The sequence below is a fragment of the Streptomyces sp. NPDC050439 genome, from assembly GCF_040655335.1.
GTDB lineage: Bacteria > Actinomycetota > Actinomycetes > Streptomycetales > Streptomycetaceae > Streptomyces.
Genome location: NZ_JBFAJT010000004.1, coordinates 368,536 through 382,337, shown reverse-complemented (window position 1 = coordinate 382,337; position 13,802 = coordinate 368,536). Strand labels below are relative to the sequence as shown.

16 protein-coding genes are annotated in these 13,802 nt (G+C 71.1%); 8 read left to right on the top strand and 8 right to left on the bottom strand.

Annotated features, from left to right (window positions below; translation table 11 throughout):
• Positions 1–33 precede the first annotated feature (33 nt).
• Positions 34–1,512 (bottom strand): sugar transferase, encoded by a 1,479-nt coding sequence (locus tag AB0I66_RS19100; RefSeq protein WP_363209034.1) that lies wholly within the window; start codon positions 1,510–1,512, stop codon positions 34–36.
• On the bottom strand, positions 1,509–2,663 hold the full coding sequence (locus tag AB0I66_RS19095; RefSeq protein ID WP_363209033.1) for a glycosyltransferase: 1,155 nt from the start codon (positions 2,661–2,663) through the stop codon (positions 1,509–1,511). The genes AB0I66_RS19100 and AB0I66_RS19095 overlap by 4 nt, the downstream gene beginning before the upstream one ends.
• Positions 2,664–3,068: 405 nt before the next feature.
• Between AB0I66_RS19095 and AB0I66_RS19090 the strand changes: the two genes are divergently transcribed.
• The 7 genes from AB0I66_RS19090 to AB0I66_RS19060 all read left to right on the top strand — a co-directional run bounded on the left by AB0I66_RS19090 (position 3,069) and on the right by AB0I66_RS19060 (position 7,462).
• On the top strand, positions 3,069–3,257 hold the full coding sequence (locus tag AB0I66_RS19090) for a chaplin (RefSeq protein ID WP_363209395.1): 189 nt from the start codon (positions 3,069–3,071) through the stop codon (positions 3,255–3,257).
• A gap of 178 nt (positions 3,258–3,435) precedes the next feature.
• Complete coding sequence (locus AB0I66_RS19085; protein WP_363209032.1) at positions 3,436–4,113, top strand: hypothetical protein; 678 nt, start codon at positions 3,436–3,438, stop codon at positions 4,111–4,113.
• Between the two features lie 223 nt (positions 4,114–4,336).
• Positions 4,337–4,618, top strand: a complete 282-nt coding sequence (locus tag AB0I66_RS19080) for a hypothetical protein (protein WP_363209031.1) — start codon at positions 4,337–4,339, stop codon at positions 4,616–4,618.
• A 223-nt stretch (positions 4,619–4,841) separates the two neighbouring features.
• Positions 4,842–5,345 (top strand): DUF5949 family protein, encoded by a 504-nt coding sequence (locus AB0I66_RS19075; protein ID WP_363209030.1) that lies wholly within the window; start codon positions 4,842–4,844, stop codon positions 5,343–5,345.
• A gap of 83 nt (positions 5,346–5,428) precedes the next feature.
• Positions 5,429–6,079, top strand: coding sequence for a vitamin K epoxide reductase family protein (locus AB0I66_RS19070; protein ID WP_363209029.1), 651 nt, complete (start codon positions 5,429–5,431; stop codon positions 6,077–6,079).
• Positions 6,080–6,133: 54 nt separating this feature from the next.
• Positions 6,134–6,550, top strand: a complete 417-nt coding sequence (locus AB0I66_RS19065; protein WP_363209028.1) for a tyrosinase family oxidase copper chaperone — start codon at positions 6,134–6,136, stop codon at positions 6,548–6,550.
• Positions 6,551–6,589: 39 nt separating this feature from the next.
• Positions 6,590–7,462: a tyrosinase family protein gene (locus AB0I66_RS19060; protein WP_363209027.1), complete on the top strand. Its 873-nt coding sequence runs from the start codon at positions 6,590–6,592 to the stop codon at positions 7,460–7,462.
• A gap of 77 nt (positions 7,463–7,539) precedes the next feature.
• Here the strand turns inward: AB0I66_RS19060 and AB0I66_RS19055 are convergent, their stop codons facing one another.
• Complete coding sequence (locus AB0I66_RS19055; RefSeq protein WP_363209026.1) at positions 7,540–7,815, bottom strand: chaplin; 276 nt, start codon at positions 7,813–7,815, stop codon at positions 7,540–7,542.
• A 159-nt stretch (positions 7,816–7,974) separates the two neighbouring features.
• Here AB0I66_RS19055 and AB0I66_RS19050 point away from each other — a divergent pair, with 159 nt between their 5' ends.
• A complete protein-coding gene (locus tag AB0I66_RS19050; protein ID WP_363209025.1) occupies positions 7,975–8,238 on the top strand; it encodes a hypothetical protein in 264 nt (87 codons plus the stop codon).
• A gap of 55 nt (positions 8,239–8,293) precedes the next feature.
• On the opposite strand, the gene AB0I66_RS19045 is transcribed toward AB0I66_RS19050, so the two are convergent.
• The 5 genes from AB0I66_RS19045 to AB0I66_RS19025 all read right to left on the bottom strand — a co-directional run bounded on the left by AB0I66_RS19045 (position 8,294) and on the right by AB0I66_RS19025 (position 13,775).
• Positions 8,294–9,295, bottom strand: a complete 1,002-nt coding sequence (locus AB0I66_RS19045; RefSeq protein WP_363209024.1) for a beta-ketoacyl-ACP synthase III — start codon at positions 9,293–9,295, stop codon at positions 8,294–8,296.
• Positions 9,292–9,954 (bottom strand): DUF6875 domain-containing protein, encoded by a 663-nt coding sequence (locus tag AB0I66_RS19040; protein WP_363209023.1) that lies wholly within the window; start codon positions 9,952–9,954, stop codon positions 9,292–9,294. The genes AB0I66_RS19045 and AB0I66_RS19040 overlap by 4 nt, the downstream gene beginning before the upstream one ends.
• 176 nt (positions 9,955–10,130) lie before the next feature.
• The gene (locus AB0I66_RS19035) at positions 10,131–10,772 is read right to left on the bottom strand and encodes a hemerythrin domain-containing protein (protein ID WP_363209022.1); all 642 of its coding nucleotides are present in this window, start codon (positions 10,770–10,772) and stop codon (positions 10,131–10,133) included.
• A gap of 64 nt (positions 10,773–10,836) precedes the next feature.
• Positions 10,837–12,675, bottom strand: a complete 1,839-nt coding sequence (locus AB0I66_RS19030) for an acyl-CoA dehydrogenase (protein ID WP_363209021.1) — start codon at positions 12,673–12,675, stop codon at positions 10,837–10,839.
• On the bottom strand, positions 12,672–13,775 hold the full coding sequence (locus tag AB0I66_RS19025; protein ID WP_363209020.1) for a histidinol-phosphate transaminase: 1,104 nt from the start codon (positions 13,773–13,775) through the stop codon (positions 12,672–12,674). Before AB0I66_RS19025 ends, AB0I66_RS19030 begins: the two co-directional genes overlap by 4 nt.
• Positions 13,776–13,802 lie beyond the last annotated feature (27 nt).

Here is a 13,802-nt window from a genome sequence, read left to right as displayed (position 1 = left end):
GGACGAGCGTGATCGGGGCACCGTTCAAGGAGGTCAGCTCCCCGTCGGACGTACGAGGGAGACGGCGGTGCGCAGCAGGATGCAGAGGTCCTGCCAGAACGACCAGCTGTCGATGTAGGCGTTGTCGAACCGGCACCGGTCCTCGATCGAGGTGTCACCCCGCAGCCCCTGGATCTGGGCGAGCCCGGTGATGCCGGTCGGCATCCGGTGACGCTCGGCGTATCCGGGATAGGTCTGGCTGAACTTGCCGACGAAATAGGGGCGTTCGGGCCGCGGGCCGACCAGGCTCATGTCGCCCCGCAGGACGTTCCACAGCTGGGGAAGCTCGTCGAGCGAGGACCGGCGCAGGAACTGGCAGAACCGGCTCATGTGCTGCTCGCCCGCGACGGTCCACCGGGTCGCGGCCTCGTGCGGATCGGCGGGCCGGTGCGTACGGAACTTCAGCAGGGTGAACGGCTGGCCGCCCCTGCCGATGCGCTCCTGCCGGAAGATCACGCCGGGGCCGTCGGTGGCCCGCAGGACGGCGGCGCACGTGAGGAGCACGGGGCTGATGAGCAGCAGCAGGATTCCCGAGGTCACGAGGTCGAGGGCGCGCTTGCTGACGCTGAAGTGCCTGCGCCGCACGGGCACGAGCTGACGGCAGGGGAACCCCGCGAGCCGCCCGGATCTGGCCTGGCGTCCGGGCGCGTCATAGCCCGGCGGCTGCGTCGCGTCGACCGCCCATACGTCGCAGCCCGAACCGCTCAGCGTCCGCAGCCATCCGATCTGCTCCGGGCCGGGGGTCGGTCCGACGACCAGGACCGTGCGCACGGAGTTCTGGATGACCGCGCGGCGCAGCTCCTCCATCGTGGAGAGCACCGGCAGTTCGGCGCCCTCCGACTCCGGGCGCTCGGCGGGCGCGTCCCCGACGATGCCCACGGGCCGCACCCCGGCCCGCGGATGGCGCAGGACCGCCTCCGCCACGCGCCGCGCGACGGTGCCGGGACCGACCACCAGGGCCGGGCGTGGCTGCCGGAGCGCCGCCCTGCGCGCCCATCCGTAGAGGGCGCCGCGGCCCGCGCAGCACAGCACGCTCTGGAGCGCCGCCGCCGTGCACAGGGTGGTGAGGGAGAGCGGCTCCAGGGCGGGGACGCTCGTGGCGAGGAGCCCCACGGCGCACCAGCTCAGGAGGGCCTGCCAGGCGAGCGAGGGCAGTTCGTCCAGGGCGCAGGGCACGGCGAGCGGGCGGTACAGCGCGGCGCGTGCGTTCAGGCCGGTCACCGCGGCGAGCAGCAGGACCACGAGCAGCGGGTGGCGTTGCGGATCGGTGAGCAGCACGGTGCCCAGGAGGGCGGCGCTGCAGTCGACGGCGTACAGAGGGAGGGCCGACGAGCGGCGCGCCGAAGCCCCCCAGGTGATGCTCGTCCTGCGGCCGCCCCCGGCCCCGCGGGGCGGGATGACCGAGGCGGTGGCGATGGCGTGGTCGGCCGCCCGTGGCTGCGCGGCAGGGGCGACGGTTCGTTCCGCACTCACGGGTTGATGGACTCCCTGCACTTGATGGGTCCCACGCCCAGTAGCTCGCGGTACACGGCCGCGACAGCGTCCGCGGTGTGCCGCACGTCGTGGGTGTTCAGGACGTGGCGGTGCGCTGCCCTGCCGAGGGATTCGCGCAGGGGCGGATCGCCGAGGAGCCGCAGGAGGGCTTGCGCCAGTGCCTCGGGGTCCTCGGCGGGGACCAGGCCGTGGGACACCAGTGCGGGCGGCAGGCTCTCGCGCGCGCCGTCCACGTCGGTGACGACCACGGGCCGGGCGCAGGCCATCGCCTCCAGGGGTACGAGGGCCATGCCCTCCCAGCGGGACGGCAGGACCACGAGGTCGGCCGCCCGGTACCAGGGGGTGGCGTCCCGGACGTCTCCGGCGAACCGCACGGAGGCGGACGCCCGCTCGCGCAGACCGGCCGCGTCGGGCCCGTCCCCGACGAGCACGAGCCGGGCCAGCGGCAGCCGCTCGGCGACCTGAGCCCAGGCCCGCAGCAGGACGTCCTGCCCCTTCTGCCGGCACAGCCGCCCCACGCACACGACAAGCAGCTCCTGCCGGGAGAGCCCGAGGTCGGCCCGTGCCGTCTGCGCGGCCACCGGCCGGAAGCGCTCCACGTCCACCCCGTTCGGGATCACGGAGCAGGGCGCGTCGATGCCGGAGCGCTGCCCGGTGAGCCGCTCCGCCTCGCTGACGCAGACCATGTGCGTGGCCCAGCGCGCCCCGAAGCGCTCCCAGTGCCGGGCGAGCCGCGCGGTGACCCCGCCGACGGCCTCGAAGGACCAGGCGTGCGGCTGGAAGACCGTGGGCACCTTGCCGCGCAGGGCGAGCCGGGCGGCGAGCCCGGCCTTGGCGCTGTGCGCATGCACGACGTCCGGGCGCAGCTCGTCGACGATGCGGGCGAGGCGCCGCACCTCGTCCGGGAGCCCCGGCCCCGGGGAGCGGGCCGCCGCCCACGCGTGCGTGCCGCTTCCCAGGCCACGTACGGCATCCGGCAGACGGCCGCCGTCCGGACACGCCACGTCGACCCGCATCCCGGTGGACAGCTGGGACTTCACGAGGTCGGTGACCACGCGGGCCACTCCGCCGTCGACGGGCTGGGCGACGTGAAGGACGCTCAGCCGATGGTCAGTTGATGACAGTTGCATGCACGGCGCCTCGGCGTTGCCCTTTCGGGAAAGGTCCGAACCAGGAGAGAGAATTTAAATGCGACAGTCGCACCGGACGCGTAACTTCCCGCACTTGTTCTTACAAATGGCTTCAGGAGGAGAGCAACACTAGCCGTTTTCCGCATTAATCCAGGAAGGCTGACAAGTGTGTCGGAAACGTGAAGTGCGTAACGCCCGAAACCTGCCATGAGCACGGCCGGAAGGGCCCCTCGCGTTAACCCGGCGCCAGCAGATCACCCTTTTGGGCCCACAACTCTCGCGGGCGACATCCGTTGATCCATGGGCCGGGCACCCCGCCCTGCCGAGCATCAACTGACCAAGGAGCAACCCCGCATGTCGCGTACCGCGAAGGCCCTCGCCCTCTCCACCGTTGTCGTGGCCGCCATGGCCGGCAGCGCCGGCATCGCCGCCGCCGACGCCGGCGCCGAGGGTGCGGCCGTCGGCTCGCCCGGCGTCCTCTCGGGCAACATGGCCCAGGTCCCGGTCCACGTCCCGGTCAACGTCTGCGGCAACACCGTGAACGTGATCGGCCTGCTGAACCCGGCGTTCGGCAACACCTGCGTCAACAGCTGACGCTTCGGCAAGACGCACTGAGCGACGGCCGTTCTCCCCCGAGGAGGACGGCCGTCGTGCGTTCCCTCCCTGCTCCGTACGGCGGTCATGCCCCCGAATGGCAGTCGCTCGGTTGCGGTCGGTCCGCACCGCTTTCACGGTGAACACAAGATCCGACGCATCACCGAAGGGAACATCCATGCGCGCTCTGCCCGTACGGCGTATCGCGACCACCGTCCTCTGCGCCTCTCTCCTCATCGGGACGGCAGGCCCCGTCGTCGCCGCCGAGAGCGACACCGCGCATGGCAGCACCCAAGGGGCGGCCCGCGAACCGGTGCCCGACGCGGAAAAGCTGCTCGCCCAGGTCAAGGTTCTGGGCGACGCGGGTGGCGTGCTCACCCCCGTCACCGATCTCCTCACCGCCGTGCTCAAAGCCGACAAGGGTCAGCTGCCGGCCGAGGACGCCACGAAGCTCGCCACCCCGGTGAAGGACGCCATCACGAAGGCCGAGGCCCAGCCCTCCAAGACCCCCGAACTCCCCCAGACCCCGGCGGTCCCCGAGGCCCAGACGCTGCCGCAGACCCTGACGCTCCCCAAGGCGCTGCCGGGTGACGAACCCGCGTCCGCCGACCCGAAGGCCGACGCCCTGAAGGCACTGCAGACCTCGGTCGACGCCCTGATCAAGGCGGCCACCGGGGGCGACGCCAAGGCGGTGGCCGGGTCCGCGCCGACCGTCGTGACCGGCCTCGTCAACCTCGTCGCCGCCACCCTGGTCGGCGGCGGCCTCCCCGCTCCCGACCTGGCGGGGCTCCCCGCCCTGCCGAAGGCCCCGGAGCTGCCCGCGGCGCAGGCACCCCAGACGCCCGCGCTCTCCTGAGCCGAGGTCAGCCCCACCCGTCGCGTCGGCCTTCAAGGCCGGCGCGACGGGTTTTTCACGTCCTTATGACCGCCCATCTCATACGAGAATGAGACACCGCCTTCGTTCGGGTGGGTTCCGTGAATTTCCCGCGCACAGAGTTTCCGGCTCACACAGCGCTCGTTACCCATGGCGAAGTGAAAATCCCCTCTGGCGACCGTCCGTCGCCGCAGAAAGGAACACGATGAAGCCCCTGAAGGCTGCCGCTGTCGTTGCCGGATCCCTGGTCATCGCTGGTGTCGCCGCACCCGCCTTCGCCGCCGACCTCACGCCCACCAGCCTGAATGGTGCAGTCGACACGATCGCCGGCTCGACGTCTTCCCTCGACGCGGCCCCGCTGGCCACCAACGCCCTTGACACCGAGAACAAGGACTCGGTCGTCAACGCCGTGTCAGGTGCCGCGGAAAGCCTGCACGCGGGTGGCGGCGCCGGCAAGCTCCTCGGCGGACTTCCCGTCGCCAAGTAGAGCTCTCCTCTGCTTCTCCACCAGGGCCGGTTCCGCGGACGCATTCCGCGGAACCGGCCCTCGGGCTTTTCCCGGGCCATTCCGCATTCCCCCGGCCCAGTTCGACTGCACGGCCCCGGAGTTCGACCGGCGCGTGCCCCGATCGTGTGATCGCTCGTCCGTACTCACCCAGTTCAGTGAAAGATGGGCCCGGACCTCCGGAACACATCGATACCGTTCCCGGATGACCTCGACATCGAGCGAAACCCGCACTTTCCGAGCCGCCGATCTGGGCACCCTCACCGTGATCGCCTGGAGTGGTGAACACCCCGACGACGAGAAGGACATGCCTTTCCTGCTCGCCTATTCGCTCGGTGACGGCGAGGGCGGCCCCGAGGCCTCGACCGAAGCCATCGAGCTCCTGCTGCAGAACACCGGCCTCCCCGTCGGCGGCCCCGTCATCGAAACCTCCCGCAACCCGAGCCTGCCGGTCACCCTCCTCGTCGAGGCCGGGCAGGCCGTGCTGACCATGCCGCACCTCAACGCCCAGTGCGTGGTGCCGCCGGAGTGGCTGGCAGCGGTGGGCGAGCGTGGCCACGCCTACTTCATGTTCACCACGCGCCCCTGGCCCGAGGCCAAGCCCGGCGTCCCCCTCACCGAGGAGGCCCTCGCGGCGTTCGCGGGCGCCGAGGAGACCATGACCAGCTCTTCGCACTGCCTGGTCACCGCGAAGAGCCTGCGCGGCTAGGAACCGCCGCCAGGGCCCGTACACGACGGGAGCCCGCCGGTCGGGACAGACCGGCGGTCCCCGGCACCAGTGAGGACACCGCGATGCACACCAAGACGCCCCTCCCCGCGGCCCGTAAGCCCGAGGCTTCCCCGGGCCACGTGGAGCCGCAGCCCCCCGGCATTGGCGGGAACCGTGCGTTCGCGCTGCTCCTGGTGATCACGGGCGCCGCCGGGCTGCTCGCGGCCTGGGTCATCACGCTGGACAAGTTCAAGCTGCTCGAGGACCCGGACTACACCCCCGGCTGCAGCCTCAACCCGGTCGTCTCCTGCGGCAACATCATGACGAGCGAGCAGGCGTCGGTCTTCGGGTTCCCCAACCCGATGCTGGGCCTCGCCGCCTACGCCGCCGTGATGTGCGTCGGCATGAGCCTGCTGGGCGGCGCCCGCTTCCCGCGCTGGTACTACCTGACGCTCAACGCGGGCGCGCTCTTCGGCGTCGCCTTCTGCACCTGGCTGCAGTACCAGTCGCTGTACGAGATCAACTCGCTGTGCCTGTGGTGCTGCCTCGCCTGGGCCGCCACGATCACCCTGTTCTGGTACGTGACCTCGTTCAACGTCCGTAACGGCCTGCTGCCCGCGCCCGCCGGACTGCGCACGTTCCTGGGCGAATTCACCTGGGTGCTCCCGGTGCTGCACATCGGCATCATCGGCATGCTCGTCCTCACGCGCTGGTGGGACTTCTGGACCAGCTGACACCCCCGCACGCCCGCACCCCCGCACGTCAGGACGCGCAAGGAGGCATCACCAGTGGCCAGAGGTACAGCGACCAGGGGCCGTGGCCCGGCGTGGCTCACCCGCCGGGCCACCACGGTCGGCCTCATCGGGGTGGCGCTCGCCGCGGTGTCGGCACAGGCCGCCCTCCAGTGGCGGACCCGGGAGACGGCTCAGGGCCCGCCGTCCGACGACCTCGGTCCGGGCTCGTTCGACGAGGTCTACGCGGGCCGTCACATCCGGGGGTCGCGCGTGGCCGCGGAGTCCCAACACCCGGACGGGCATTGGGACATCACCGTGGACGGGCGCCCGCTCCACCTCATGCGGCGCGCCGACGGCGGCTATCTGAGCATGATCGACCACTACCAGTCGTATCCGACGCCGCTCATCGCCACCCGCAGAGCAGTGGACGAACTCGGCCGTGGTCGGCAACTGCGCGGCGGGACGGTCTGATCACCGCCACGCACACCCGGATCGGAGGAGCGAACCGAAGTGGTCCACACGCGCAAGAACCAGGCCCGGCTGACCAGCGCCGAGAAGCGGCGGTTCGTCAACGCGGTGCTCGATCTCAAACGCCGGGGCGAGTACGACGAGTTCGTGCGGATCCACGTCGAGCACTACGTGTCCGACGGGGAGGAGGGCCTGCGGGTGGCCCACATGACGCCCTCGTTCCTGCCCTGGCACCGCAGGTTCCTCCTGGAGTTCGAGCAGGCCCTGCAACGCCTGGACTCCTCGGTGACCGTCCCGTACTGGGACTGGACGGCGGACAGGTCACCTGGCTCTTCGCTCTGGGGCAGCGGGCTCATGGGCGGCAACGGACGGCGCTCCGACCGGCAGGTCACGACCGGGCCGTTCGCCCGGTCGAACGGGACCTGGATCATCACGGAAGGGGAGACGGACGGCGACTTCCTCATGCGCGACTTCGGCCGGCCGCAGAACCCGATCGAACTGCCCACCGAGGCGACGCTGGACTGGGCCCTGCGTGACCCGGTGTACGACAGGGCGCCCTGGGACTCGACGTCGGACGGCGGCTTCCGCAACAAGCTGGAGGGGTGGACGTCCGCCGCCGGCAACAGCAGGTGGCGCAATCACAACCGCGTCCACCGCTGGGTCGGCGGACACATGCTCGGCGGCGCGTCGGTGAACGACCCCGTCTTCTGGCTGAACCACGCCTTCGTGGACCTGCTGTGGGACCGCTGGCAGGCCCGGCACCCGCGCTCCGCGCCCTACCTGCCCGAGAAGCCGCCGGGGCCCGGGAAGGGCCCGCTGCACGGCCGTATCTGCGCCCGCTTCGAGCGGATGCCGCCGTGGGACGTGCAGCCGGACGAGCTGATCGGCCACCGGGGCATCTACCGGTACGCGTGAGGGGCGGGCCGCGGAGGGAGCGGGCAGGGAAAAGCCCCCGGCGGTCATGGACCGCCGGGGGCTCACCCACAGGGGGATCAGCTGCCGTAGCCGCCGTGGCCGCCCTTGTGGCCGTCGCTATTGACGCAGGTGTTGCCGAACGCCGGGTTCAGCAGCCCGATGACGTCGACCGTGTTGCCGCACACGTTGACCGGGACGTGGACCGGGACCTGGACGAGGTTGCCCGAGAGGACGCCGGGCGAGCCGACGGCCGCACCCTGGGCGCCCGCGTCGGCCATGGCCATACCGGTGCCACTGAGCACCACGGCGCCGGTGCCGACGGCAACAGCGGCTGCCTTCGCGATGCGAGACATCACGTTCTCCTTTGAATTGACGAGTACCGCCGCATGCTCGCGGCCGTACTGTCCCTTCAACGGCGTCATCGACCACAGGTAACGGCACCGATCGGTACATCATTGGTGAAATCGGCTGGGTGCCCGTGTCCAGGGCTCCGCCGAGCCGTTGCGCATCACATGATCTCAACACGACGCATGGCCGCCGTCCTCGCTCTCGCCGCCGGCGCCTCCGCCCTGGCCGCGCCCGCCGCGAGCGCCGAAGCCATCAACCCCACCGGCCTGATCAACTCGCTCGCCACGTCCCAGATCCCGGCGGAGCAGCGCGCCGAGATGCCCACCGTCACCGAGCAGCTCAGCGGCCTCAACAACCTGTACGAGCTCCAGCAGCTCCACCAGGTGACCGACCTGGCCGCGCCCGTCACGGGTCTGCTCAACGCCTAGTACCGGTCATGCGCACGTGAGGCGGGGCCCGGGTCCTTGGGGGCCCGGCCCCGCCTCACGGCATGGTGGCCACGACCGACGCGTACGAGAGGCCCGCGCCGTAGCCGAGCAGCAGGGCCGTGTCGCCGGGCTTCGCCTCGCCCGACGCGAGCACCGCGTCCATGGCGAGCGGGATGGAGGCGCCCGACGTGTTGCCCGAGGTCACGATGTCCTTGGCCACCCGCACGCCCTCCGGCAGGCCGATGCGCCTGGCCATCGCGTCGATGATGCGGACGTTCGCCTGGTGCGGGATGAAGACGTCGAGGTCGGCGGGGGTGATGCCCGCGGCCTCCAGGGCCTGTCCCGCGACCTCGGCCATCTCGTAGACGGCCCAGCGGAAGACCCGCTGCCCTTCCTGCCGCATCCACGGGAACTCCTGGTCCGGCGCGTCCCTGAGCACGTCCCACGGGGCGGTCTGCTCGATCGCGTCCGCCTGTGAGCCGTCCGCTCCCCAGACCGCGGGGCCGATGGCGGGGGTCTCGGAGGGGCCGATCACCACGGCGCCCGCTCCGTCCCCGAAGATGAACGCGGTCGAGCGGTCCTTGAGGTTCAGCAGGTCGGTCATCCGCTCCACGCCGACGACCAGGACGTGGCCGCCGCGGCTGCGGACCGCGTCCGCCGCGAGCACCACGCCGTGCACGAATCCGGCGCAGCCCGCCGACAGGTCGAAGGCCGCCGCGCCCCGTGCCCCGACGCGGTGCGCGATCTCCGTCGCGACGGCCGGGGTCTGCTTGAGGTAGGTGAAGGTCGCCGCGATGACGCAGGTGATGTCGGCCGGCGTGATGCCCGCCGCCGCGATGGCCTTGGCTGCGGCCTCCTCGGCCATCACCGCCAGGGTCTCGTCGGGCCCCGCCCAGCGCCGGGTGCGGATTCCCGTACGGGACCGGATCCACTCGTCCGACGAGTCGATGAGACTGCACGCCTCTTCGTTGTCGACGATCCGTTGCGGGCGGTACGTGCCCACGCCCATGATCCGTGCGTAGCGGGCCCCCTGGGACGTGCTCAGGGCCGGGCTCACGGGGTGCCCCACTTGTCCCGTGCCTCGGCGAAGGCCTCGGCGAACAGCGGGTCGGCCACCGAGCCCCGCTCGTGTCTGCCCCCGTACCGCTCCTCGTAGGCGGCGAACCACTCGGGGTTCGAGTCGAGGAACAGGACGTCGTGGAAGGCCATCCAGCGCATGGCCAGCATCGGCACCGGTGAGCGCGAGACCTCGAACTCCGGGTTGCGCGCCGCGCGTTCGTCGCAGTCGGGGTGGAACTGGGCCAGCATCAGGCCGCGGCCCACCAGTTCGGGCTTGGCGAGCGTGTGTGCCTCGTCGAGCAGGCGGTTGCTCGCCTCCGGCAGTCCCGTCAGGACCAGGACCAGGGTGTGCAGGACGCGGTTGCGGCCCTCCCACCGTGTGGTCTCGAAGGCCTCGGCCATGCGGCGCACGAGGTCCAGCATTCCTTCGGCGTCGACGTCCGGGGCGACCTGCCACTCCTCGATGCGGAAGCTCTGCGCCTTCATCGAGGATTCGACGAACGGGCAGACGGCGCCCTCCCGGTTGATACGCTCGTGCGGACGCATGATGAACTCTTCTATCCACTGCCGCCCCCGTTCCAGGGGCGATGCGGCCGAGCGGTCTGGTGTGTCCGCCCTCCCGTACTGGGGAGTGACGGCCGATACCGACGGACTCATGAGGGTTCCCTCCGTGATTCAGGACGCACTGAACCGCCACCCGGACTCGCGTGACGCAGAGGGGTGTCGAGGTCGCGGCGCGACTCAGCGGTTCAGCTCGGGCAGTTGTGGGTCTTGGCCGGTCAACTCATCTCAGGGCGGTGCTCGTCCGGTGACGTGCGGCGGTCCGGTGGGTCTCAGTAGTTGTCGCCGAAGGCGGCGCGCTGCCGCTTCTCCAGCCAGCCGCTGAACAGCTTGCCGATCGGCGCTGCGGCGACGCCGCCCCGCTCCCCCGGTCCGGCCACGGACAGCAGCCAGGCCGGCATGAAGCGCAGCGTCCAGCCGGGCGCGGTCTTGCGCATGTGGGTCGCGAAGCCCTTCCAGATCTGCTTGCCGAGGGCCGGGGCGAGGCGGCCGAGGAGTTCGCGCTCCTCGTCGCCGGCGTGCCCGGCAAGCTGTTCGCGCACCTCCTCCGTGCGTTTGGCCAGTTCTGTCGCGGCCGCGGGCTCGGTGCCGAGGCGTTTGCTCGTCTCGTGCCAGGTGTGCAGGACCTTCGCCAGCTCTTCGTGCTCGGCGGTCATCAGGGCCAACGCCTCCTGGTCGGCGCCCAGTTCGCGCAGGCGCGGCCAGAGGAAGTCGTCCTCGCCCTCGTGGTGGTGTTCGATCACCTGGAACAGCTTGTCCACGTAGTCGCGGAGGGCGGCGGCCTGTTCGGGGTCGGGCGTACGGGCCAGCTGCTCGGCGCTGCGGGCCACGCGGTCGAGGTCGCGCACCATGGCACGGTGGGCCAGCAGCATCGTCTGGTGGCCCGAGGGCAGGTGGGCGATGGACTCGGTCATGAATGTCGCTCCTTACAGGTCAACGGCGGGCGTCACGGATGTTCGCGCGCCGGGTGCTCCGGGTTCACCAGGCCTCGTCCGGCACGGTCATGAGCACCGTGTCCGTGTGCTCCGCGATGCGTCGCTCTGCGGTCAGCAGCGGAAGCACCTCCTGGGCGAAGAACCTGGCTGTTGCGATCTTGCCTCGGTAGAAGGCCGCGCCGGGGGCGTTCAGGCCATCCGGCGCCTCCGCCAGTTTCGACTCGGCCACCGTGGCCTGCCGGAGCAGGAGCCAGCCGACGAGTACGTCGCCGGCCGCCATCAGGAGCCTGGTCGTGTTCCGTCCCACCTGGTACATCGCCGTGGATTCCTCGAAGGAGCGCAGCAGGTGCCCGCCCATGACGTCGGCGATGGCGCGCAGTTGCGTGACGGCCTCCGCCAACTGGGCGTGCGCCGCGTCGAGTTCCGTCCCCGTTTCGGTGCGGGCGGTCTTCTCCACCTCGGTCAGGAGCGCGCCGAGCGCGGCACCCTGGTCCTTGGCCACCTTGCGGAAGAAGAAGTCGAGGCCCTGGATCGCGGTGGTGCCCTCGTACAGCGTGTCGATCTTGGTGTCGCGGATGTACTGCTCCAGCGGGAAGTCCTTGAGGTAGCCGGCGCCGCCGAAGATCTGCAGGGCGTGGTTGAGCTGCTCGCAGGCGCGCTCCGAGCTGTAGCCCTTGACGATCGGCAGGAGCAGGTCGTTGAGTGCCTTCGCCTCCTCGTCCGCGCCGCCCGCCGCCTCGGCCCCGGCGATCCGGTCCTGCACCGTCGCGGTGTGCAGGACCAGGGCGCGCAGGCCCTCGGCGTACGCCTTCTGGAGGAGCAGGGAGCGCCTCACCTCGGGGTGGCGGTTGACGGGGACCTTCGGCGCTGACTTGTCGCCGAAGGCCGCCAGGTCCGTGCCCTGGAGGCGTTCCCGGGCGTACGCGGCCGCGTTCAGGTGAGCCGTGGACAGGGTGGCCGCCGACTTGGTGCCGACGATCATCCGGGCCTGCTCGATGACCTGGAACATCTGGCGTATGCCGTCGTGGACCTCGCCGAGGAGTACGCCGACGGCGGGCTGTTCCGCGCCGAAGGTGAGCTCGCAGGTGGCCGAGGACTTCAGGCCCATCTTGTCCTCGAGGGCGGTGGCGAACACGCCGTTGCGTGCGCCGAGGCGGCCCGTGGCGTCGTCGGCGACGTGGAACTTCGGCACCAGGAAGAGCGAGAGACCCTTCGTGCCCGGCTTGTGGCCCTCGGGCCGGGCGAGCACGAAGTGCACGATGTTCTCGGCCAGGTCGTGCTCGCCGGAGGTGATGAACCGCTTGACGCCCTCGATGTGCCAGGTCCCGTCGGCCTGCCGGACCGCCTTGGTCCGGCAGGCGCCCACGTCGCTGCCCGCGTCCGGCTCGGTGAGCACCATGGTGGCACCCCACTGCCGGTCGACCATGAGGCGGGCGAGTTGCCGCTGCGGCGGGGTGCCGAGGCGGTCGAGGATCTTCGCGAAGCCCGCGAGCCCTTGGTAGAGGTAGAGGGAGGGGTTGGCGCCGAGTGCGAGCTCGGCGACGGCCCAGCGCAGGGACGGCGGGATGTCGGCACCGCCCAGCGACGACGGCAGGTCGAGCAGGTGCCAGCCGGACTCCATCCAGGTGCGGTACGCCTGCTTGAAGGAGTCGGGCAGCGTGACCGAACGGGTCGCCGGGTCGTAGCGCGGCGGCGTGCGGTCGGCCTCGACAAAGGGGTCCGCCAGTTCGTGCACGGCGAGCCGCTCCACCTCGGCCAGGATGCCGCGCGCGGTGTCGCGGCCCGTCGCCTCGAAGGCTCCCCTGCCGTACGTGCGGTCGCAGCCGAGGACCTCGAAGAGGTTGAACTCCAGGTCCCGCAGGTTCGACTTGTAGTGGCTCATGGCGCGGGGTGTCCGAGCAGCGCGGCGAGCGCCGTGGCGAGCCGCTCGACCTCGTCCACGGTCCCGACGGAGATCCGCAGGTAGCCGGGGAGACCGAGCACGTCGAGGTTGCGCACGAAGATGCGGTGCTCGGCGGCTAGCCGGGCCGCGAACCCGACGCTGTCGCCCGGGGCGGCGCCCTCCCCCGGCACCTTGACCATCACGAAGTTGGAGACGGACGGGGCGTGTTCGATGTTCAGGGTGTCCAGGGACTTGCAGAGCAGCTCCCTGGCCCGTGCGTTGTCCGCGCGTACCCGGTCGATGTGCTCGGGCTGTTCGAGGGCCCGCAGCACGGCTCGCTGGGCCGGCCGGTTGACGTTGAAGGGCAGGGCGCCCGCGACGCCGCCGATCCGCCGGATGAGGTCCTGAGGGCCGATGACGAAGCCCATCCGGACCGAGGCGAGTCCCCAGGCCTTGGAGAAGGTGCGGGTCACCAGGACCTGGCGGCCCTCGCGCACCGCGTCCAGGGCGAACTCGTGGGCGGGGCCCGCGAAGTCCATGTACGCCTCGTCGAAGACGAGCACCGTGCCGCTGCGCTCCGCGGCGTCGATCAGCGCCGTCACGGCCGACCGGTCGAGCACCGCTCCGGTCGGGTTGAGCGGGTTGCAGACGAAGGCGAGTTCGGCGCCCCGCTCCATCTCGGTCACGACCCCGTCGACCGGGATCGAGGCGCCGTCCAGCGGGACCGTGTGCGCCCGCGCCCCGACGGCCGCGGCGGACACCACGTAACCGGGGAAGGTGGTGGCGGTGGTGACGACGGAGGCGCCGGGCTCGCGCAGGAACGCCATCGACGTGACGAGGACCAGTTCGTCGGTGCCGTTGCCGACCGCGACCATGTCGGGGGTGACCCCGAAGTGCGCGGCCAGTTTCCCCCTGAGCTCCCCGCACTCGCTGTCGGGGTACCGGTTGAGGTAGCTCGCCGCCTCCGCGCGCACGGCGTCGACGGTTCCGGGCGGCGGGCCGTACGGGTTCTCGTTGAGGTGCAGTCGCAGATGGTCCTCCTTGCCGACGATCTCGGTGTCGGCGAAGAAGCCCGGTGGTGGTGCCTGGACCTGAGGCATGTGGATCCCTTCTCGTACGGTGTCGCC